This is a genomic window from Thomasclavelia cocleata (genome assembly GCF_900102365.1).
Taxonomy (GTDB): Bacteria; Bacillota_I; Bacilli_A; order Erysipelotrichales; family Coprobacillaceae; genus Thomasclavelia; species Thomasclavelia cocleata.
The window spans coordinates 1-22,366 of sequence record NZ_FOIN01000005.1 but is presented as its reverse complement, the minus strand read 5'-3'; the positions used below and the strand labels follow the sequence as shown (position 1 = coordinate 22,366).

Below are 22,366 nucleotides of genomic sequence, written 5' to 3'. Positions count from 1 at the left end.
TCTTCGAGTACCATCATACTCTAGTGCGTTAACGGGCACACCCGTCATAGACTAAATATCGCCTATAAAACTCCAAGACCATCTTCATTCATATTCACCTATCCTTTTCCACCACCCAAGGACTCTCTATCAAGCTAGCATGAATTACTCTTCTTTTCACTGTCGTTGAAATTATATTAACTAAATATATTTAAAAAGTCAAGAATAATTTTAAAATATTTCCTACTATTTTACTATGGTTGTTTTCGTTAATTTATTTATTCCCGTTTAAACCACCATTTATTCAAAATACTTGAATTAAGATGATAACTTTATATAATTATTACAAGGAGGATTTTATGAAAGAAATAGAAAATAAAATTATTGAATTTGTTCAAGCACGCAAATGGGATCAATTAGAACATCCAGATAGTTTAATTAAAAGTATTGTTATTGAAGCAGGTGAACTATTGGAATGTATTCAATGGAATAATGAATGTGATAAAAATAAAATTAGTGAAGAGTTAGCAGATGTAATGATTTATTGTTTTCAGTTAGCATACTCACTAAATCTTGATACAATAGAAATTATAACTAATAAACTTATAAAAAACACAGAAAAATATCCAGTTAAAGATTAGCTTCAGTAAATTCCTGTTTTGCAAAGTATACTTGACAAAATATGCAAAGTTAACTATACTATATATGTAAAGCTAACTTTACATTGAAGGGATGATATGATGAAAACTAGAATTCCAGAACTTAGGAAAGCTAGAAAAATTTCTCAAGAAGAACTAGCAAGGTCTGTCGGGGTAACCCGACAGACAATTACCTCAATTGAGGTAGGCAAATATACTGCTTCACTAGTTTTAGCATATAAAATAGCTAAATATTTTGATTTAATGATAGAAGAAGTTTTTGACTTTGAGGAGGAATTTAATAATGGGTAAAAGAGTAACTTTGGCCTTGGAAGACCTAAAAAAGACAAATTATTATATGATAGGTTTAATATTAGTTTCATTAATACTAATTATTCTATTATTTAACAATGTTTTATCAGTCAATTCAACTAATGAACATTACAAAGATTTTGTTTGCGGTTATCAAACTGGTTTATCGTTTTCATTACTCATCTTTCCATGCATTAATTTAATTTCTAACTTTTTTCTAGCCAAAAATAAAACTAAATTAATCAATAAATACATCAATCACCACGATGAAAGAAAATTATTCATATATGATAAAATTGGTAACAATTCAGTATTTACTTTAGAAATAACTAGTATGGCATTGGCATCTATAATAACTCCCCTATACAGCTTTGATTTATTATTAGGAATCATTACCTGTATCTTTATTATTATGATTATACGAATTTGTTTATATTTCTATTACAATAGAAAATATTAATTTACAAAAAATATGTATATACTTATATCACATATATAATTAATGGAGGAAAGAATATGTTAAAAGTTGAAAATCTAACCAAGACATTTAAAAAGGTAAATGCCGTTGAAAATGTTTCTTTTGAAGTTAACCCAGGAGAAATAATTGGTTTACTTGGTGAAAATGGAGCTGGTAAAACAACGACTTTACGAATGATAGCAACGATGTTGAAACCAACTAATGGAAATGCAATTATTGATGGTTATAATATCATTGATAATCCAAGTAAAATCAGAGAAAAAATTGGGATCTTATTTGGCGGTGATGTTGCTTTATATGACCGTTTAACAGGACGTGAAAATATGACTTATTTTGCTAAATTGAACGGTATGAGTGATGATGAAGCTAAGCATGCAGTTGATCAAATCGCTCAAGATTTAGAAATGACTGATTATATTGATCGCCCTGTAGGAAAATATAGTCGTGGAATGAAACAAAAAGTTTCTTTAGCTCGCAGTATTATTCATCATCCTGATGTTATGTTATTTGATGAACCAACTACTGGTTTAGATGTTCTATCAAGTAAATTAATTCATGATTTTATCTTAAAATGTAAACGAGAAAATAAAGCTATTGTTTTTTCTAGTCACAATATGTATGAAACTGAAAAATTATGTGATCGAATTATTATTATTCATAAAGGTAAAATTGTTACTAGTGGTACAATTGAACAATTAAAAGAGAATTATAAAAAAGAAAATCTAGAGGAATTATTTATTGAGTGTATTGGAGGTAACAACAATGAATAATATAATGACAATTGTAAAAAAAGAATTTAAAGATATTTTAAGAGATCGTAAAACATTATTAATGACTTTTGTTATTCCTATTGTTGTTATGCCTTTGGTTTTTACTTTTATCTTTTCATCAGTTGGGGATATGGCTGCACCAAGTGAAGATAATAAATATAAAATCGTTTTAGAAACAAATAATCCTGAAATAAAAGCTGTTTTTGAAGAAGGTGGTATTTACGAACTTGTTAATAGTAAAGATCCTATTAATGAAGCTTATGATGGTAAAATCACAGCATATATTATTGCAAAAGATATAAATGAATCATTAGCAAAAAGTACCATTCCAGAAGTAGATTTATATTATGATACTACCTCTCAACGTGCATTAACTGCTATAAGTACTGTACAAACAATGTTTAGTAACTACCAAAATAGCTATTTAGCTTCATATTTAGAAGCTAATAATCTTTCAAGTAAAATATTGCAACCTTTTACCTATAATGAGCATGCCAAAGATGAAGAAGCCGATAGTATGTCATTAATGATGTTAGGAATGCTGATTCCAATGATGATTATTGGATATTCTGGTTCTGGAATAGTTCCAATTGCTACTGATTTAGGAGCTGGTGAAAAAGAACGTGGTACTTTGGAACCATTACTTTCTACCAGCATATCAAGAAGTTCTATCTTAATTGGAAAACTGATTGTTACTGCTACGTTTGGAAGTATCACATCAATCTTATCTGCTGTAGGTTTACTGTTAGCCTTTAAATTTGGAATGAGTGATACTATGGCAATATCAATTGATCTATCAATTCAAAGTATGCTATTAATTGTTTTATTAGCTGTATTATATGTAATTTTTATCTCTGCAGTAATGTTATTAGTTTCAACATATGCCCGTTCACTAAAAGAAGCTAATACGTATTTAACACCTGTTACTTTAATTCCTGTATTACTTTCAGTAATTACTATGTACATGGAACCAAGTTCTGTTTCAATGGCAATGATGAATATTCCAATTTTAAATGTAGTTATTGTAATTAAGGAAATCATTTTTAATCAATTAAATTACACTCACTTGTATATGACAATTGGCTGGTCTGTAATCTATGTTATAATTTCTATGATTGGCGCAAAAATGATGTATGAAAAAGAAGAAGTAATTTTTAGAGCTTAGAGTTATTACCTAATGATATAATTCTTATCGTTCTAATAAATCCCGCTTTCATTTTATAATGGTAAGCATCAAATCAATAAGCATTAGAAAATAGAACACTAAAAAAACGAACAATCTATATGATGAAATAACTACAGCTCTATTAAACTGTTATCTTAACAGTAATAATAGAGCCTTTTAGTTTGACATTTACATAATAAACTTTCTTAAACCAGTTATTCCACTTGATTTTCCAATTAACTTTTCCTAAATGCCTGATATTCTGTCAAAGATGTGTTATCTTTGAATATAAAAATAAAGATACTCCATTGCTTGTTGCAAGGAGCTTCATTGCAAGTAATATTAATTTTTAAGTATTTTAATTACCGTTTAATTTGATATTTAACCATTAAATAAAGAAATTAATAATTAGTTTTTTAATATGTTATATGAGATTGGAAAAGTATCGTTATCTAGGAATAGAAACAGTTCGAAAATATCCCTTAAAAACTTAACATTTTTATTTGTGTATCCCTATTGTACAACACTTAAAAGAAAATTGAAAGTTTTTTGACAGTGATTATATTAATTGTAATTGATTGCAAAATAATCAATTTAACTCTAAAATGTCATGCCAATCTAACAATTCAACTTTTTCAATTAATGTTTTAATATTATTTAATTTATTTTGAAATGTCACATATTCTTTTCTGCTAATTCTCAAGTTTTGTAAAAAATTTGTGAATGAGGTGTCTAATGAGTCCATTACAGAATTAGAACTTTTAACAAATTTCTCTATATTTCTTATTCCATCTTGCATTTCTTTAGGTGTATCAACATTTTTAAATTCTTCAATGTTTTGATTTATTAACAAATTTAATGCATATTTAAAGAAATATACATTTGTAAGTATGTCGATTAATTCTAATAAGATTTCATTTATCAAAACAACATTAATTTTATTTTCTTCAAACTCTGTTGTACATGTCTGACAATTACTACTAAATTTTAGCATATATTCCTTTGTTTGATTAAGCAACAATACAAGGTATTCTGTATCTTGTTTAATGTCATAATCTAAATCTTTTGTAGAAATTCGTTTTCTACTCAATTCAAAGTTTTCATCACTAATATACAATTCAAAACAATCAATCTTTTTTTCTTCACATAAAGATAAAAGTAACTTTTTACAGAATAAATCTATGTTAACACCCAATGTTATAGATTTTACAAAAGGAACTGGAATAAACATCGGTTTATTTGGTTCTCCAGGATTGATTATTCTCCATTCTTTTTCATATTCCCAACATACATTTTTAGTTAATAAATACCTAAAGATGTTTTTCATATCAACTTCCGAATATTTAATTTTATCAGCTTGACTTAATTCAAATTTCTCTATTCCCATGTCTTGCATGGTTATTGTCAGTCTATCTTTATCATATAATACTGGATAAATAAAACCAATAAATTCATTCATTTCATTAAAATCATATTCTATACAAATACCAGAATAACTCCTTGCATAATGAGCCCACATTAATTGATTATCCCATCCACTTGAGCTAAAACAAGAAATAGTTATAGATGATAGAAATTCTTTTAATTTAGGTATGTATATTTCTTTGTGTATTTTCTCAATTTTCCTTTGTAATTTATCTAAAAAATCATTGCTAGCCACCATACTATTAATACTATCTTCTGATATTTCCTCCATACCTTCAACAAGAATAGCAAAAATATAAAATAAACTTTTCCCATAGATTTTACATCTTTTAGGGGCATTTTTAAACAAGTTATTTAAATGTCTTGTAACAAATAGCTTCAGTGGCACAGTGGTTAGATGCATCTCTAATCGCTTTTTCTGTATATATGTTTTCAACTCTTTTAATAACAAAATAAATTCACCAATTTGATCTAACATCCTGTATTTGATCAAATAGAATATTATTCTTCTCTGCTCTTTTTCTAATTCTAATGTATCTAACATCATAGAAATAATATTATCACATATTTTTTCATTTGAAAAAGCTATTTTCGAATCAAAGGGATCATTCATATTTAATGGAGTCTGAGAGTACACAACATCATGACGAATATTTTCAATATCATATATGGTAGTAAACATAAATTCACCAATCATAAAATTAACTCTCTTTTCATTTAAATTTATGTAAAACAAGAACAAAATCTTATTCTTTTATCTCATTTGCTTCTGAGTATAAATTAAAAACATTCTCAACAGTATTCTAATTCTATATTGCTCATATCTTCTTTTTCGAGAAAGAAATATTATTGCTATAATAATTAAAAATAGGATTTCACCATACAAGAATAGTGAATGACATGAAAAACAAAAAATCATAATTATATTTAAAATAATTGTTGCAATACAGCCCCAAAATAAAGACCTACTCATCTCAGAATTAACAATCATTTTATCAGCTTTAGATGCCAGCCCATTCATTTCACAAATATTCAAGCAATATGCAAACATGAGAGAATTCAACTTTTCCTCATTTACATTTTTGGATGTTTTAATATTAATATAGTCATTTAAATATTGTTTAATCCTTAATGCATCTTTATATGAAAGCTCATCATTAAAAATTTTATTGTACTTGTTTTCTAACAAAAAAATTTTTCTTGGCTCTCCACCATACAAAATTTTAAACATAAATTTCTTATCGAAAACAGTTCCAACTTCCTGAAAAACCAAGCCACAAGCATAAGAAATTATAAAAAACAAAATGTATTTTTCATTCCCAAATTTTTCCCATATTCCATAATATTTAAACGATAAAGAAATCCCAAATAAACTAGAAATAACTATTCCAGGCAATAACATAGTAAATATATCAAAAATATTAAATTTCTCTACAAACTTTTCAATAATAACCTTACATTCCTTTCCACCTGCAGCCCCAAGACACACATGGTCACGAATAAAGTCTTGTTTCTGCAGACATTTTATTTTATATTCTTACTAAAGGAGTCTTACACTACAATTTATTCTAACATCACAGACACATGTTAGAGGAAACTAACTAAATTTCTTACATTTTGTTAGTCCGAATTCTTGACATAGGACTAGTAGAATCTCTACAACAAGGTCTATATTGATATAATAATCCGCCGTTTTTCGTTAATTCTTTTTTCATGTTAAGAAAGTCCAATTTTATCTTATCGCTCACAAAATTTCCTCCTTTTTTATGACAATCTAATTAAATTGAAAATCCATTTCAACCAGCATCTCACAGATTGTGACCTTCTAGCAATCTGTCCTTCGTTGCAAACATTCAATTCTCTCATTCTTTCTTGAATATCCTTGTTTTCAGGTAATTTACCAAAATTCGCAATAATCTCATCAAAGAAATCAGCAAATACCTGATGTTCTAAAATTAAAGAAACCAACTTTAATTGCCTTTCTTTATATTGCATTTTATAAATTTTTTTACCTAAGGATGTTAAAACTGATTTCACTTCATTTTCTTCAGTACGAATCTTTTCAAATAATCCCAAATACTTGCCTGCATTATAGTAATATTGAGATTGTCTGAAAACTGGTTTTCCGTTACTTAAATTAGAACCAAAATGCATTAATTCTGCTATTTCTTCATCATTCATTGGATTATCATTCATATTCTCTAATAAAGAAATTATTCTATCAAATGAATCCGCTTGAACAAATGGAGGTAAACTCTTATCTTCTTGATTATCATCAAACTTTATTGGTGTAGCATTTCTAACTTCAATTAGTTCTTCTAATGTAATTTCTATATCTTGAAGAGAATAGTTTTTGTTCCTAATCAATTTGATTGATGAATAATCGTTTATATCAGTAAATTCATATTCAAATAAACGATATATTTTATTTGAATATATTGAGAAAACAAGTCTAATCGGTTTGTTAACTTTAGTTTTCCATAATCTATATGGATAATAAAGTTGTCTAACATGAAAATCAGGATGAACTACGTTTTTGGCTTCCATGATTACTACTGACTCCGAATTTTCAAATCCACCATCTATTTCACACTGAGCGTTATTGACTAGAATATGTTGTTTCGATCCTCTCACAGTATTAACATTGAAATCAAATGTACCTGTACCCATACGTCCATTAAATGTACCAACATTTTCATCGGTACCCAAAAAGTCATCTAATATTTTTGACAATATCAATACATTAATTGCATTAGCTTCAGATGTAATGTTGTTAATATCTATACTTTCATATTCTGGTAATTCTACTGCAGTCATTTTTGTTACATGTTCTTCAAGTTCAGGAATGTCTTGATACAAAAGAAAATCTCCTAATACATAAGAACGTCTACTATTAGGCAAGATATTGATTTTATTACGTTTCAAAGCAGAAGGCAATTGTTCTGAACTATCCCATTTTGACATTAATCTTGGTTCTTTAAATTCTTTTATTTGTGAAGCCTCAATATGAAATATCCCATCTTCTTCTATTTTCTTTACAATGTCATATTTTTCTAATAACTTTTCCCAAGCTTCATCTACTGATAAATCCTTATTTTTACTCATAATTGTATATCAACACCTCATTTATTTCTCCTCTAGAATTCCCTTTACTATTAATAGCTCTTTTCGCTTTAATAGTTTTTATTCTATAACCACTATATAACTCTCGTATAAATTCACAATCAGAATTTGATTGTAAGAATTTTATACCTTTTTTATCTAATTTATCGCATAATTCTTTTAATTCTCTTTGTTTGTCTTCATTAAAACCATTTTCAGTATAACCTGTAAATGAAGATGAACTAGATATTGGCATGTATGGTGGATCTAAATAAACAAATGCACCTCTTCTCAATCCTTTTAATGCTTCTTTAAAATCCTCATTTTTAATGACAATATTATTTTCATTGAAATACTTTGACATCGCTCTAATGACTGTTTCATTCACTATATTGGGATTTTTGTACTTCCCATATGGAGAATTAAATTGTCCAGCAGAATTCACTCTATACAAGCCATTATAACAAGTTTTATTCAAATAAATAACTCTTGCTGCTTTTTGTACTGGTGTCATTTGAGAAAAAAATTCTGGTTTTCTGTCATATTCTCTCACTGCATAAAAGTGTTCTGATGTATTATTATCTTTGTGAAATTGCAATTCTTTTATTAGTTCTTCAGGATAGTCCCTGATAACTGTATAAACATTAATTAACTCACTATTAAAATCATTTATTATTGCTTTCTTGGGTTGTAATTCAAATAATACAGCCCCTCCTCCAATAAACGGTTCAACATAAGTCGAACAATTTTTAGGTATCATAGGAATTATATCATTCAATAGCTGTCTTTTGCCACCAACCCATTTTAAAACTGGACTTAAAACTAAATTTTTCTGATTTGCCATTAAAAACACTCCTTCCTATATCATGGCTATTTTATCATATTCTCAGATAAAACTAAATAAAAACGAATTTTTTCAGGGGAAAATAAGCATAACTAAAGAAAATTAAATCTTTTTGTATTTTTTTAAAGGAATTTTGTATTTTTCTACGTACATATATAGTAGGAGGTGTTTTATATGAAAACATACGAATTACAAAATACTACTATATGGAGTTTTCCTGATCGAGGAAATTGGGCTACACACAAAGGTGATTATAGAGGAAATTGGTCTCCTCATATTCCTAAAAATTTAATTCTCAAATATACCAAACAGAATGACCTTATACTAGATTGTTTTGCAGGTTCAGGAACAACACTTATTGAAGCAAAATTGTTAAATAGAAATGCTATTGGAATAGATATTAACAATGATGCTCTCAATATTTCTAAAGAACGATTACATTTTGATTGTCACAATTCTGCTAAAATCGAATTATATCAATGTGACGCTAAAAAAATGACTATGATCAAAGATAATTCAATAGACTTTATCTGCACTCATCCACCTTATGCAAATATAATCAAATATAGTAAAAATCTTGAGAACGATTTATCGTTATTAGATTATAAAGATTTTTTATTACATATAGATAAAGTGAGTAAAGAATTATATCGTGTTTTAAAACAAGGACATAATTGTTCTTTTATGATTGGCGATATTAGAAAAAATGGAAATGTTATTCCTTTAGCCTTTAACACAATGCAAGTTTTCTTAAACAATGGTTTCATTTTAAAAGAGATTATAATCAAGGAACAGCATAATTGTGGATCAACAAAATACTGGCAAGACAAAATACGAAATCTTAATTTTTATCTCTTAGCCCATGAATATATTTTTATTTTATCTAAATAAATTACTCCCTACGTTTCATGGGGAGTAATTTTTACATTATAATAAGAACATCATACACAATTTGTTCAATTATCCCTTTTATCATATTCATCTGTCTAACCCATTCCATTTGATTAGTTTGTTTTAATTCTTCAGTAATTCCCCTTTTTTCTTTATACTGTTCAACAAGTCTATCATGCATTTCATACGCTTGTTTATCTATCTCAATTAAATGATCATATAATTTATTATTCATCAAGAGAGCATTATGATGCGCTCTCTCTTGTTCTTTTAAATAATTTAATCTCATTCTTCCATATTTACCTAACGACACTTTTGATCTAGATTTTATTTTAAGATTAGGGATATAATAATCCCCCACCCTACTATATTCAATTTTACTCATGCCTACATACCTTCCTTTCCAAACACATTTTCAATCGCTTCTACTTTGCTTGATTCTTTCACATGTGTATAAACTCTTTCAGTTAAATCAAAATTTGAATGTCTAACAAGTTCCATTACTAATATAGATTTAATTTAAGTATTTATATATTCAAAATTCCACCCCTTATAATGCATATAATAGTAAATAAAAAATCAGATTTTACACTTTAGTGAAATTTCTGATTTTTTTATTTTTTATACAAAACTATGTTCAATCTGCATTACTGTAAAGTAACTAGGATCAATAGCCTTTAACCTTTGATTTATTTGTTCTTTTAATATAGTATGTTTTATTTGATCATTAGACGGAATTAAAACATCAAAAATCAAATTAGTATGCGTTGGCCCTGAAACAATTCTAAAATCATGTATACTATATTCATCATTTATTTCTTTAACAACATCTATTACAATTTCTTTTAATTCATTAGTCAAAACATCACTAGAATCAATCGGATCCATATGAATAGTTGTTAAAATATGATACTTACCCAAAACTGCCCTTTCGATTCTATCCATTGCATCATGTGTTGCCATAATATTATCGTTACAATCAACTTCAACATGCAATGTTAAAAACTTTCTACCAGGTCCATAATCATGCATCATTAAATCATGAATCCCTAAAGCCTCAGGATATGATAAAATATATTCTTCAAGCTCTTTAATCAATTCTTTATCAGGTGCCATTCCTAATAATGGATTTACAGTATCTTTAAAAATTTCAATTCCCGCTTTTAAAACAATAATTGAAACAACTGCTCCCATTATTCCATCCACTGGTAAATCAGTATATAGTGATAAAATCAAAGAAATTAAAGTTGCCAAAGTTGCTAAAACATCATTTAAACTATCCTGACTAGCTGCTAATAGTGTTGCAGAGTTGATTTTTTTTGAAGCATATCGATTAAAAACAGCCATCCATAGTTTAATTAAAATGGAAACAATTAAAATAATTACTGCAACAATTGTAAAAGTAACTTTTTCAGGAGCAATTATTTTAAAAACCGAATCTCGTAATGCTTGAAAACCAACTAATAAAATTAAAAATGCTATAATTAAACCTGCTACATATTCAATTCGTCCATGTCCATAAGGATGTTCAATATCAGGATGTTTATTAGCTAGTTTAAAACCAAATAATGAAGCCAAATTACTACCTACATCAGATAAATTATTTAATCCATCTGCTTGAATAGCAATACTGTGTGTAATAGCTCCCATTGTAAGTTTAAAAATAACTAAAACAATATTACATACAATTGATATAATTGAACAAAGAGTGCCATATTGTTCTCTTACTTTAGGATTATTAAATTCAGTATTATTCTTAATAAATTTCTTTGCTAAAATTTTAAACATTTTAATCTAAATGATAAATATAAATATCTTTTTTATTAATTTCAATTAAATTAGCTTCAATTAATTCATCTATATATCTAGCAACTTTATCTTGATTAACTTCTTTATTAGCTAAAATAGCCAATGTTTGTCCGATAACAGGATTATCAATCTTTAATAATGCTAAATTTTCTTGATTATATACAGGTTTTTTTAATAATGTATCTAATAAAGCTACATATGCTAGTTTAGTCTCTAATCGTACATTTCCAAACTTGCTGCCACTAAATAGTGCTTTAGGCATATAATAGCCACTGTCATCTACAGTATTTTTTAAATTTTTTAATAATTCTTTATTATATAATTCCATGTCTTTACCTCCAAATATATAATACCCATTATATCATAAACCCAATAACAATATGACAATTATTATAAAATATATTTTTTTAAAACAACAAAACTTCCTCAAAAAATACCATTACTCTAAAATAGTCCATATAATCAAACTATTTTAATTACAGTATTAATAACTATTAAAAACATAAAAGATTTATTTTCTAAATTAAAATTGAGAACAAATCATATATTTTTCATTCCCCAATAATCCTTATACACAAATCTAATATATTATCTTAAAAGCTTCAGTGCATTCTCAGTTTCTTGTTTAGTTAAACCAAATTTAAAATTACATTTAACTAGCCTTGTTGATAATTCACCAATATATGTATCATCAAGAATCAAGATATTATTAAATAAAATGTTTCTCTTTTGACAATATTCAATAATTAATTCACCTCGACTTTTAGTATAATCAATGTCTAAACAATCTGATAATGATAATCCATATTTATTTAATGATTTTTTCAATATATTAATATTATCAATATAATATCTCCATGTAGAAATAAGAACTATTAAATAATGCTTATTAATTTTATTAACTAAATTAGCTAATTCTGCTAAATTATTATCATTTAACATCCGCATATCAGTTCCTCGATATTTTTTTCTAGCTATATCATTATTTAAAACACCATCAACATCTAAAAAAATATACACTGTTTCATCGTTCATTTAAATCACAACTTCTTTTAGTAAAGGTAGAAACGTCTTTAAAACCAATTTTTTTTAAATGCTCAACAACATCATTAATATACTGCCCTACTCGATCACTAGTATGACTATCAGTTCCAATTGTAATAATTTTCCCACCTAAATCATAATATCGTTTAATCTGCTGATAATTAGGAAAACCGCAATTACCATTAACGGCATAACCTGAAGTATTAATTTCAATTCCCTTTTCTTTAGTTATTAATGTTTTAAAAATCTCATCAATAATATCTTGATATTTATTATAATCTACTTTTTTATTTTCATATGGACCATAACGCATAATATAGTCTAAATGTCCTAGAACATTAAAACAATCAAAATTTTTGACACATCTTAATGTTTCTTCAAAAAAATAACGATGAGCATCTTCTTTTACTAGTCCTTTAAAAAAATCACCATAATAAAATTCTGTATGATTAATTACATGAATTGAACCTATTACAAAATCAAAAGGATAACGATTAATTAATTCATTGATTTCTTTTTGATAATTCATATCTAAACCTATTTCAATACCCCATTTAATAATTATATGATCTTTAAATTCTTCTTTTAGAAACATGATCATTTGATAATATTTTTCAATATCTAATTCAAAAGAATCTATTGGATAATCAAAATCACGATGATCAGTAAAACATATTTCATCTAAACCTAAAGCTATTGCTTGTTTGACATGTTCTCTAGGATCAGCTTCACTATCACCTGAAAACCAAGTATGCATATGATAATCTATTTTTCTCATAATCTTTTCCTCCTATTGAAAAAGGGAACTAGTATTCCCCTTTAGTATGAAAATCTTTTTTATTTCCTGTTATTTTATGACGTTCTTTTAATTTATTTTCAATATCTTCAAGTAAAATACCCTGATTATTCATTAAGACAAAGACATGATAAAATAAATCACTAATTTCACCAATTAATTCTTCTTTATCATCATTTTTAGCTGCAATAATCGTTTCACTAGCTTCTTCACCAATTTTTTTACAAATCTTATCAATCCCCTGATCTAATAAATAATTGGTATAAGATTTTTCAACTGGATTTTGTTTACGATCTTCAATTAAATTAGATAAACTTCTAAAAATATTAGTATTATCATAAGCCATTATTTCATTGAAAAAACAAGAATATGCGCCTGTATGACAAGCCACACCAATTTGTTCAACATAAATTAATAGCGTATCAAGATCACAATCTAAATACATTCCTTTAATATTTTGAAAATGCCCTGAAGTTTCACCTTTATGCCACAATTCATTACGACTTCGTGAATAAAAATATGTTTGATTTGTTTCCAGCATTTTTTGATAAGCTTCTTCATTGACGTAAGCTAACATCAAGACTTCATTTGTTTTATAATCTTGAATAATAGCAGGAATTAACTCCATTTTAGTAAAATCTGGTTTCATTACATTGCTCTCCTTACATTAATATCATGTTTTCGTAGTTCAACACGTACATCTTCTACTGTAGCTTCTTTAAAGTGGAACAATGAAGCCACTAAAGCTGCATCACAATTAGTTTGTTTAAAAACATCAACAATATCTTGAATACTACCACAACCACCACTTGCAATTACGGGAATATCAACAGCATTACATACAGTATTAATCATATCAATATCATAACCTGCTTTCGTTCCATCAGCATCCATTGAAGTTAATAAAATTTCTCCTGCTCCTAATGCTTCACATTTAGTTACCCATTCAACTAAATCAATCCCAGTATTTTCACGACCACCTTTGACATAAACATCATAACCACCATTTTCACGTTTTTTAGCATCAACTGCCACTACTACACATTGAACACCAAATTCATCAGCAGCTTCTTTAATCAAATTAGGGTTAGCAATAGCAGCTGAGTTAACTGATACTTTATCAGCACCACTTGCTAAAATCATTCTAAAATCATCGATAGTTCTAATTCCGCCACCAACAGCTAAGGGAATTGTTAACTCACTAGCACCACGTTCAATCAAATCTTTAATAATATTTCTTTCTTCATAACTAGCAGTAATATCTAAAAATACTACTTCATCTGCACACTGTTGATCATAACGCTTAGCTAACTCAATAGGATCTCCAACATCCTTTAATCCTACAAAATTTATCCCTTTTACAACTTTACCATTTTTAATATCCAAACAAGGAATTATCCGTTTTGTAAGCATGCAATAACCTCCTTGAGATCAACTCTTCCCTCATAATATGCTTTACCAACTATACAAGCATAATAATCTTTATTAGCAGCATCTTTAATGTTTTGAGCATCTTTGATTCCTCCAGATACTACAAAATTAATTTTAGATGTTTTTGTTATCTGTTCATACATTTCAAAATTAGGTCCCTGTAATGTACCATCTTTACTAATATCAGTAGCAACAATATATTTGACTCCTAATTTTTCTAAATCTTTAATAAATTCTAAATATGGTACTGCACTTGTTTCTAACCAGCCTGAAGTTGAAACATAACCATCTTTAACATCTACACCTACAACAATTCTTTCTGCCCCATATGTACATAAAGCATTTTTTAAAAATTCTGGATCATTGATTGCAGCAGTTCCTAAAATCACACGATCAATACCAACTTCATCTAAATATAATGCTACAGTTTCCAGATTTCTAATTCCTCCACCTAGCTCTATTTGCATTGAAGTATTTTGTTTTATTTTTTTTATCGTTTCAAGATTAATACACTTTCCATCTTTAGCTCCATCTAAATCAACTACATGTAGTAATTTAGCTCCCATTGTTTCAAAATCTTGAGCTAATTTTTCTGGTTTATCACTATAAACTGTTTTTTGATTATAATCTCCTTTAAATAATCTAACTGCTTGTCCATCTTTTAAATCAATCGCTGGTATTACTAACATTCAATCATCTCCTTAAACGCTTTTAATATTTGGATTCCTACAGCACCACTTTTTTCAGGATGAAATTGACATCCAATTATATTATCTTTAACTGCAATAGCAGTTACTTTAGTATCACCATAATCGCTGTAAGCTACTAATTGTTCATTAGGACATTCTGCCATAAACGAGTGTACAAAATAAACATCATCATTTTCATGAATATTCTTTAAGATAGGATGAATTTGGTTAAAATGCAGTTGATTCCAACCCATATGAGGTATCTTTTCATCTATATCCATAAATTTTACTTCACCATTTAAAAAACCTAAACCATCCGTTTCTTCAACTTCATACCCTTTTTCAAATAATATCTGCATTCCTAAACAAATTCCTAAAATTGGTATTCCAGCATTTTTACATTCATTTAAAACACCAATTAAATCATATTTTTTTAAATTATTCATTGCTACAGGAAAAGCTCCAACTCCTGGTAAAACAATTGCCCTTGCTTGTCTGATAAGTTCTTTATCCCGAGTAATTACTGCTTCAATTCCAACCCTTTTTAGAGCTGATGTAACACTGCTTAAATTACCAATATTATAATCAATAATTACAACCATTTTATAATACCCCTTTTGATGAAACTATTTTATCTTTGTTTAGTTCATCAATTTTTACAGCCTCTTTTAATGCTCTTGCTAAGCTTTTGAATACAGCCTCAATTATATGATGATTATTTGTTCCATATCGTTCATTTATATGTAGTGTAATTAATGAATTAAAAGCAAAGGCTCTAAAAAATTCTTCTGCCATCTCAGTTTCAAAAGTACCAATTCTTTCACATGTTAGATTTACATTATAAACAAGAAATGGTCGTCCACTAATATCTAAATCAGTTGTAACTAATGCTTCATCCATTGGAATCGTAAATGCTCCATAACGAGTAATTCCTCTTTTATCCCCTAAGGCTTCTTTTAAACAGTTTCCTAAAGCAATCCCCAGATCTTCAATTGTATGATGTGTATCAACTTCAAGATCACCATCACATTTAACTATCAAATCAAAGTTACCATGAAAAGCAAATAATGTTAACATATGATCAAAAAATCCAATCCCTGTATCAATCTCACTTTTACCTTCACCATCTAAATCTAATTGAACTAAAATTTTAGTTTCTTTAGTTTCTCGTTCTAATCTTCCAATTCTCACGATTATTCCTCCTCAAATCTTACAGCTACCGAATTAGCATGTCCATCTAAGCCTTCACTTTTAGCAAACTTAATTACATCATCCTTAAAATCTCCTAAAATATTCTTTGGATAATAACTATAAGATGAATATTTAACAAAATCATATACCCCTAAAGCTGAATAGAATTTAGCTGTTCCTCCTGTTGGTAAAACATGATTAGTTCCACTCATATAATCTCCTAATGGTTCAGGTGTATATTCTCCTAAGAAAATTGATCCAGCATTTTTTATCTTTGGCAATGTATTAACTGGATTGTCTACTAATATTTCTAAATGCTCTGGTGCTAAATAATTTGAAACATCAAAAGCTTCATCTAAATTACTAACAATAATTGCACCGCCATAATTAGCTAAAGACTCTTCAATAATTTCTTTTCTTGATAAATAAGCTATTTGACGCTTTAATTCAATGTCTACTTTAGCTACTAAATCTTTATTTGTTGTAACTAACAAGGCACTAGCTAATTTATCATGTTCTGCCTGAGATATTAAATCTGCTGCAATATATTTAGGATTAGCATTTTCATCTGCTATTACTAATACTTCACTTGGACCAGCCACCATATCAATATCTACTAAACCATAACTTAACTTTTTAGCTGTAGCCACAAAAATATTCCCAGGTCCTACAATTTTATCAGCTTTTTTAATCGTTTGAGTACCATGAGCAATTGCAGCAACCCCTTGTGCTCCTCCAAACTTATAGATTGTATTAACACCACTAACCTTTGCAGCAGCAATAATAACAGGATTCACTTTACCATCTTCTTTTACTGGTGTAATAATAACCAGATCTTTAACACCTGCTAATTTAGCTGGTAAAGCATTCATTAATACAGTTGATGGATAACTAGCAGTTCCTCCTGGTACATATAAAGCAACACGCTCAATTGGACGAACCATCTGTCCCATAATCACTCCATTATCTTTAAATAATGACCATGATTTATCAACCTGATTTTTATGAAAAGCAGTAATTTGTTCTTTAGTTCGTTCAAGAATTCGCATATAATCTTCATCAATCAGTTTCAAAGCTTCTTCTTTTTCCTCTTCACTAACAATTAAATCATTCTCATTATTTATTTTATAACCATCAAATTTTAGACAATATTCAAATAAGGCTTCATTACCACGAGTATTAATATCATCAATAATCTTAAGTACTGCATCATTTACTTCTTTATTAACACTTTCTTTACGACTATCTAATTTAGTTGCAATTGCTTCTAAATTACCTTTGTAATCAATTATTTTTAACATTATTTATCCTCCATAACTGCTTCCAATTTAGTAACTAAATTCATAATTTCATCTTTTTTAAATTTAAAACTAACTTTATTAACAATCAATCGAGTTGAAATATCACTAATTTTTTCAATTACTTCCAAACCATTAGCTTTTAAAGTAGAACCTGTTTCTACAATATCAACAATAGCATCACTAATTCCAACAATTGGTCCTAGTTCCACTGACCCTTCTAACTTTATGATTTCAACATCTTCTTGTTTCTTAGCAAAATAACTTTTAGCAACCTTAGTATATTTACTAGCAATCTTCTTTCTACGCTCAAACTTTTTATCACGATATTCAGGATAAGCTGCTACTGCAAAACAACATTTGCCAATCTTTAAATCAAGCAACTCATAATAATCTTTAAAATCAACATCATCAAGTGTATCTTTTCCTACAAAACCAATATCAACGATTCCATGTTCTAAAAATGTAACAACATCATTAGCTTTACCAAAAATCATCTCAATACCATCTTTAGTAGCAATCAACAATTCCCGATTTTTATTAAAAATTGGATCCATATCAAATCCAGCTTCTTGTAATAATTTACATACCTGCTTTTCTATTCTCCCTTTAGTAATCGCTATTTTAATCATCATTATCTTCCCCCTGTTTATCAATTGCCTTTAAAATATGATTCATATGATAACAAAATCCGATTGCACCTACATTTTTATTAAATCTTGGTAATAAATCATCATATCTTCCCCCTGAAATAATTGGCTGAGCACTTTTATCACTATATCCTTTAATCATTAATCCAGTATAATATTTCATTGCTGGAACCATTCCTAAATCAAAAATAATACTTTCTTTATTATCCAATGAATTATAAAGTTCTTTTAATCTCTCTAATGCTTTTAATAATACCTCATCACTAATTCCTTTGATAGCAGCATCTAATAAAGTAATATCCCCAAAAGCTGTTGGAAGCTTTAACAATAAATTATTTAGCTCATCATTAAAATCATTATTAGCAACAAATTTTTTCATTCCGCTAATATCTCTTAACTTTAAAATTTCTGTTAATTCTTCAGCTTTATCATCAACTAAAGTACATAAACGATTGAAGAAACGAGCCGATCCTATTTCTACTAAAACATTCTTTAAACAAAGGTGAGGCAAAGACTCTTGAATCATGTTTAAACATTCTTTATCACCATCAATTCCTGGTTTGTTAATTAACTCTACACCACCTTGAAAAAACTCACTTGAACGTCCTTTATGCATAATTTCTTTACGATATACTTTACCAAAATAACAATAACGAGCTACTTCATTATCATAGTTATTTGTTGAATAAAAACGAGCTAATGGAATTGTAAAATCACAGCGCATCGCAACATTTTTACCTTCATGGTTAATATATTGAAACATTTTCTCTTGTTCAAAACCACAATCCAATTGTGTATATAAGTCTACATATTCAAATGATGGCATTAATACCTCATTATAATTGTTTTTAGCAAATATCATTCTTAAACTATTTTCAATTTCTCTCAACTTTGATACATTTGTAACAATTGCATCAATACTTTCTTCTGGTATTAAATATTTAAATTCTTCCATTTCTTTTCCCCCTTTTAGTTATAAAAAAGCGAGTCATTACACTAATGACTCGCTAAAGTAATATTGTCATTAGATACACCCAAACTATATTTAATACAAAATGGGTTGTATCAAAAACTGATAAAACCCTAGGCAATCCAATGATGGTGATGTAGTTGTAAATTTGTGATTGTTTTCATAATTAGCACCTCTCATTGTATACAATATATCATATCTTTAATCAAATGAAAAGACAAAATTTAGCTTTAAAGTAAATCTTTTACAAAATTTAACCTATCTTTAAATCCTTATTAGTTGTATCAGCTTTATTCTTAAAATAAAATAATAATAAATTAACTGCTTTTTCATTCAATTTTTATTTGGAAAATATTATTATTAAATCTATTTATAAACTTTTTTCTTGTAATGTATTCTCTATTTTTTAGACAGCATCCTCTAATTTATTTACATTAATTAATGATTTTACACTTTCTTTATTTTTTGAAATAACAATATACTTCGTTAAACTTTCTACTAATTACCTCCATCCAAGATAAACAAAAACAGATAATTCTATAACCTTAATAGTAATTAAATCTTCTCTCATATCATTTTTAGTATTTCATTAAATACATCTAAATTTAAAGGTTTATGATAATTTATTATATCATTAAATATTAAAATCCCTTTATCTATAATAATTTTCTTGCTTTTATATCTTATATTTTAATATAATTCTAGTAAAAAATGTTATAATTAGATGTTTTCTTATATAATAATTTTATAAATACAGTTATATATACTGCATTTTTACACGCAAAGTAATAAAATAATTTATTTATAATATTTTTTTCTTAAATTATTTATTTATTATCAGACTAATAGTATTATATTAAATATATAAGAAGGAGGATAATATAAAAATGGATTATATTACTAAAGTATTAAATCAAGTGAAAGAAAAAAATGCTGATCAACCAGAATTTATTCAAACAGTTGAAGAAGTATTGGGAAGCTTACAACCAGTCATAGAAGCTCATCCAGAATATGAAAATTATGCTATCTTAGAAAGATTAGTAGAACCTGAAAGAATAATTATGTTTAGAGTTGCTTGGACTGATGATGAAGGTAAAGTACAAGTTAACCGTGGATATCGTGTTCAATTCAATAGTGCCATTGGACCATACAAAGGTGGTTTAAGATTCCACCCTTCTGTATACTTAGGAATTGTTAAATTCTTAGGATTTGAACAAATATTTAAGAATTCATTAACTGGTCTACCAATTGGTGGTGGCAAAGGTGGTAGTGATTTTGATCCTCGTGGTAAGTCAGATGGGGAAATTATGAGATTCTGTCAATCATTCATGACTGAACTATATCGCCATATCGGTCCTAATGTAGATGTACCTGCTGGAGACATCGGTGTTGGAGGTCGTGAAATCGGATATTTATTCGGTCAATATAAACGCATTGTTGGTGCTTATGAAAATGGGGTATTAACTGGTAAAGGATTATCTTATGGAGGAAGTTTAATTCGTCCTGAAGCTACTGGTTATGGAGCTACTTACTATGCTGTTGAAATGTTAAAACATTTTGGGGAAGAAATTAAAGGAAAAACATTTGCTTTATCTGGATTTGGAAATGTGTCTTGGGGAGCTGCTCAAAAAATCACTCAATTAGGTGGTAAAGTTTTAACTATTTCTGGTCCTGATGGATATATTTATGATGAAAATGGATTAGATCATGAAAAAATCAATTACATGTTGGAAATGCGTGCATCTGGTAGAGATAAAGTTCAAGATTACGCTGATAAATTTAATGTTCCATTCTATGCTGGTAAAAAGCCTTGGGATGTTAAAGTTGATATTGCAATGCCATGTGCTACTCAAAATGAAATTGGTATGGAAGAAGCTAAACAAATCGTAGCTAATGGAATTAAATATTTAGTTGAAGTTTCTAATATGCCAACAACTAATGATGCAATTGCATATTTAGTTGAACAAGGTGTAGTTGTAGCACCAAGTAAAGCGGTTAATGCTGGTGGAGTTGCTGTATCTGCATTAGAAATGTCTCAAAATTCAATGCGTTATAATTGGACTGCTGAAGAAGTTGATGAAAAACTTCATAATATCATGATCGATATTCATAATTCATCAGTAGCAGCAGCTGAAAAATATGGTTTAGGATATGATTTGATTAAAGGGGCAAATATTGCTGGATTTGAAAAAGTTGTTGATGCAATGATTTCTCAAGGAATTTACTAGTTGTTTATAAAAGCGTTAATTATTTAATGATTAACGCTTTTTTTATACTCTTTCATATTTTCTATTAATTCTTCATAAAAAGACTCTGCATCCAAAATATACAGCATAGATGCTCCTTTATGTTTAATCTTAACTCTATGTTTACTAATTAATGTTACTTCCTTAATATTCTCATAATCTACTAATGCAGGCATAATTCCAATACCTTTAAATTCATAAATCAATATTGAATCATTAAATATTTTCATATTATACTTGGTTGTTAACATCATCAAAATTACAAACGATAAAATAACTCCAATAATCACTTTAGAACGATTATGATCCAAGGCAAAATAAATACATACACCAGTAATTACAAAGAAAAAAACAATTGAAAATATTAACATTCTAAACTCTTTATATTTCATTTAAACACCTCTTTAATATTCAATAGTATATCATATAAGCTAAAATAAAAACAACCATAATGGTTGTTAACTTTCAATGGTGACCTGTACGGGATTCGAACCCGTGAATGCATGCGTGAAAGGCATGTGAGTTAACCGTTTCTCCAACAGGCCAAAATAAAAACTGTTTGCACAGTTAGATAAATGGTGGTTCCGGCCGGAATCGAACCAGCGACACGAGGATTTTCAGTCCTCTGCTCTACCGAC

General features: G+C 28.0%; 25 protein-coding genes, 1 tRNA gene and 1 other annotated feature (1 of these 27 cut by a window edge). Of the genes, 7 read left to right on the top strand and 19 right to left on the bottom strand.

Going from position 1 to position 22,366, the window contains the following annotated elements; all coding sequences use genetic code 11:
* Positions 1-169: a binding site (T-box leader), on the bottom strand (it extends 62 nt beyond the left edge of the window).
* A 169-nt stretch (positions 170-338) separates the two neighbouring features.
* The 5 genes from BMW96_RS03590 (at position 339) to BMW96_RS03570 (ending at position 3,342) form a co-directional block, all read left to right on the top strand.
* On the top strand, positions 339-620 hold the full coding sequence (locus BMW96_RS03590; RefSeq protein WP_092352587.1) for a nucleotide pyrophosphohydrolase: 282 nt from the start codon (positions 339-341) through the stop codon (positions 618-620).
* A 99-nt stretch (positions 621-719) separates the two neighbouring features.
* Positions 720-929: a helix-turn-helix transcriptional regulator gene (locus BMW96_RS03585; protein ID WP_092352585.1), complete on the top strand. Its 210-nt coding sequence runs from the start codon at positions 720-722 to the stop codon at positions 927-929.
* Entirely contained in the window at positions 922-1,389 is a 468-nt protein-coding gene (locus tag BMW96_RS03580) for a hypothetical protein (RefSeq protein ID WP_092352583.1), read from the top strand. Before BMW96_RS03585 ends, BMW96_RS03580 begins: the two co-directional genes overlap by 8 nt.
* Before the next feature lie 56 nt (positions 1,390-1,445).
* A complete protein-coding gene (locus BMW96_RS03575; protein WP_092352581.1) occupies positions 1,446-2,177 on the top strand; it encodes an ABC transporter ATP-binding protein in 732 nt (243 codons plus the stop codon).
* Positions 2,170-3,342 carry an ABC transporter permease gene (locus BMW96_RS03570; protein ID WP_092352579.1) on the top strand — a complete coding sequence of 391 codons (1,173 nt, stop codon included), beginning with the start codon at positions 2,170-2,172 and terminating at the stop codon, positions 3,340-3,342. Before BMW96_RS03575 ends, BMW96_RS03570 begins: the two co-directional genes overlap by 8 nt.
* Before the next feature lie 589 nt (positions 3,343-3,931).
* On the opposite strand, the gene BMW96_RS03565 is transcribed toward BMW96_RS03570, so the two are convergent.
* The 4 genes from BMW96_RS03565 to BMW96_RS03550 form a co-directional block, all read right to left on the bottom strand.
* Positions 3,932-5,464 carry a DUF2971 domain-containing protein gene (locus BMW96_RS03565; protein WP_092352577.1) on the bottom strand — a complete coding sequence of 511 codons (1,533 nt, stop codon included), beginning with the start codon at positions 5,462-5,464 and terminating at the stop codon, positions 3,932-3,934.
* 57 nt (positions 5,465-5,521) lie between these two features.
* Entirely contained in the window at positions 5,522-6,256 is a 735-nt protein-coding gene (locus tag BMW96_RS03560) for a hypothetical protein (RefSeq protein ID WP_092352575.1), read from the bottom strand.
* A gap of 275 nt (positions 6,257-6,531) precedes the next feature.
* On the bottom strand, positions 6,532-7,872 hold the full coding sequence (locus tag BMW96_RS03555; protein WP_092352573.1) for a type II restriction enzyme: 1,341 nt from the start codon (positions 7,870-7,872) through the stop codon (positions 6,532-6,534).
* Positions 7,865-8,713, bottom strand: a complete 849-nt coding sequence (locus BMW96_RS03550; protein WP_092352571.1) for a DNA adenine methylase — start codon at positions 8,711-8,713, stop codon at positions 7,865-7,867. Before BMW96_RS03550 ends, BMW96_RS03555 begins: the two co-directional genes overlap by 8 nt.
* A gap of 174 nt (positions 8,714-8,887) precedes the next feature.
* On the opposite strand from BMW96_RS03550, the gene BMW96_RS03545 reads away from it, so the two are divergent.
* Positions 8,888-9,604, top strand: a complete 717-nt coding sequence (locus BMW96_RS03545) for a TRM11 family SAM-dependent methyltransferase (RefSeq protein WP_092352569.1) — start codon at positions 8,888-8,890, stop codon at positions 9,602-9,604.
* A gap of 31 nt (positions 9,605-9,635) precedes the next feature.
* Here the strand turns inward: BMW96_RS03545 and BMW96_RS03540 are convergent, their stop codons facing one another.
* The 13 genes from BMW96_RS03540 to BMW96_RS03480 form a co-directional block, all read right to left on the bottom strand.
* Positions 9,636-9,989, bottom strand: coding sequence for a TnpV protein (locus BMW96_RS03540; RefSeq protein ID WP_092352567.1), 354 nt, complete (start codon positions 9,987-9,989; stop codon positions 9,636-9,638).
* 236 nt (positions 9,990-10,225) lie between these two features.
* On the bottom strand, positions 10,226-11,392 hold the full coding sequence (locus BMW96_RS03535) for a cation diffusion facilitator family transporter (protein ID WP_092352565.1): 1,167 nt from the start codon (positions 11,390-11,392) through the stop codon (positions 10,226-10,228).
* Between the two features lies 1 nt (position 11,393).
* Positions 11,394-11,741: a hypothetical protein gene (locus tag BMW96_RS03530; RefSeq protein WP_092352563.1), complete on the bottom strand. Its 348-nt coding sequence runs from the start codon at positions 11,739-11,741 to the stop codon at positions 11,394-11,396.
* Between the two features lie 260 nt (positions 11,742-12,001).
* Positions 12,002-12,448: an HAD domain-containing protein gene (locus tag BMW96_RS03525; RefSeq protein ID WP_092352560.1), complete on the bottom strand. Its 447-nt coding sequence runs from the start codon at positions 12,446-12,448 to the stop codon at positions 12,002-12,004.
* Positions 12,438-13,235, bottom strand: coding sequence for a histidinol-phosphatase HisJ family protein (locus BMW96_RS03520; protein WP_092352558.1), 798 nt, complete (start codon positions 13,233-13,235; stop codon positions 12,438-12,440). Before BMW96_RS03520 ends, BMW96_RS03525 begins: the two co-directional genes overlap by 11 nt.
* 28 nt (positions 13,236-13,263) lie before the next feature.
* Positions 13,264-13,902 carry a bifunctional phosphoribosyl-AMP cyclohydrolase/phosphoribosyl-ATP diphosphatase HisIE gene (gene hisIE, locus BMW96_RS03515; RefSeq protein ID WP_092352556.1) on the bottom strand — a complete coding sequence of 213 codons (639 nt, stop codon included), beginning with the start codon at positions 13,900-13,902 and terminating at the stop codon, positions 13,264-13,266.
* Positions 13,902-14,666 (bottom strand): imidazole glycerol phosphate synthase subunit HisF, encoded by a 765-nt coding sequence (hisF, locus tag BMW96_RS03510; protein ID WP_092352555.1) that lies wholly within the window; start codon positions 14,664-14,666, stop codon positions 13,902-13,904. Before hisF ends, hisIE begins: the two co-directional genes overlap by 1 nt.
* Positions 14,648-15,373, bottom strand: coding sequence for a 1-(5-phosphoribosyl)-5-[(5-phosphoribosylamino)methylideneamino]imidazole-4-carboxamide isomerase (hisA, locus tag BMW96_RS03505; RefSeq protein ID WP_092352552.1), 726 nt, complete (start codon positions 15,371-15,373; stop codon positions 14,648-14,650). Before hisA ends, hisF begins: the two co-directional genes overlap by 19 nt.
* On the bottom strand, positions 15,367-15,975 hold the full coding sequence (gene hisH / locus BMW96_RS03500; RefSeq protein WP_092352550.1) for an imidazole glycerol phosphate synthase subunit HisH: 609 nt from the start codon (positions 15,973-15,975) through the stop codon (positions 15,367-15,369). Before hisH ends, hisA begins: the two co-directional genes overlap by 7 nt.
* Before the next feature lies 1 nt (position 15,976).
* Positions 15,977-16,564 carry an imidazoleglycerol-phosphate dehydratase HisB gene (hisB, locus tag BMW96_RS03495; protein WP_092352548.1) on the bottom strand — a complete coding sequence of 196 codons (588 nt, stop codon included), beginning with the start codon at positions 16,562-16,564 and terminating at the stop codon, positions 15,977-15,979.
* A 2-nt stretch (positions 16,565-16,566) separates the two neighbouring features.
* Positions 16,567-17,865: a histidinol dehydrogenase gene (gene hisD / locus BMW96_RS03490; protein ID WP_092352546.1), complete on the bottom strand. Its 1,299-nt coding sequence runs from the start codon at positions 17,863-17,865 to the stop codon at positions 16,567-16,569.
* Positions 17,865-18,494 carry an ATP phosphoribosyltransferase gene (gene hisG / locus BMW96_RS03485; protein ID WP_092352761.1) on the bottom strand — a complete coding sequence of 210 codons (630 nt, stop codon included), beginning with the start codon at positions 18,492-18,494 and terminating at the stop codon, positions 17,865-17,867. Before hisG ends, hisD begins: the two co-directional genes overlap by 1 nt.
* Positions 18,487-19,467 carry an ATP phosphoribosyltransferase regulatory subunit gene (locus BMW96_RS03480; protein ID WP_092352544.1) on the bottom strand — a complete coding sequence of 327 codons (981 nt, stop codon included), beginning with the start codon at positions 19,465-19,467 and terminating at the stop codon, positions 18,487-18,489. Before BMW96_RS03480 ends, hisG begins: the two co-directional genes overlap by 8 nt.
* A gap of 902 nt (positions 19,468-20,369) precedes the next feature.
* Between BMW96_RS03480 and gdhA the strand changes: the two genes are divergently transcribed.
* Positions 20,370-21,710, top strand: coding sequence for an NADP-specific glutamate dehydrogenase (gene gdhA / locus BMW96_RS03475; protein WP_092352542.1), 1,341 nt, complete (start codon positions 20,370-20,372; stop codon positions 21,708-21,710).
* Positions 21,711-21,733: 23 nt separating this feature from the next.
* Here the strand turns inward: gdhA and BMW96_RS03470 are convergent, their stop codons facing one another.
* The gene (locus BMW96_RS03470; protein ID WP_092352540.1) at positions 21,734-22,120 is read right to left on the bottom strand and encodes a hypothetical protein; all 387 of its coding nucleotides are present in this window, start codon (positions 22,118-22,120) and stop codon (positions 21,734-21,736) included.
* A 77-nt stretch (positions 22,121-22,197) separates the two neighbouring features.
* Positions 22,198-22,273, bottom strand: a tRNA-Glu gene (locus BMW96_RS03465).
* Between the last annotated feature and the right edge of the window lie 93 nt (positions 22,274-22,366).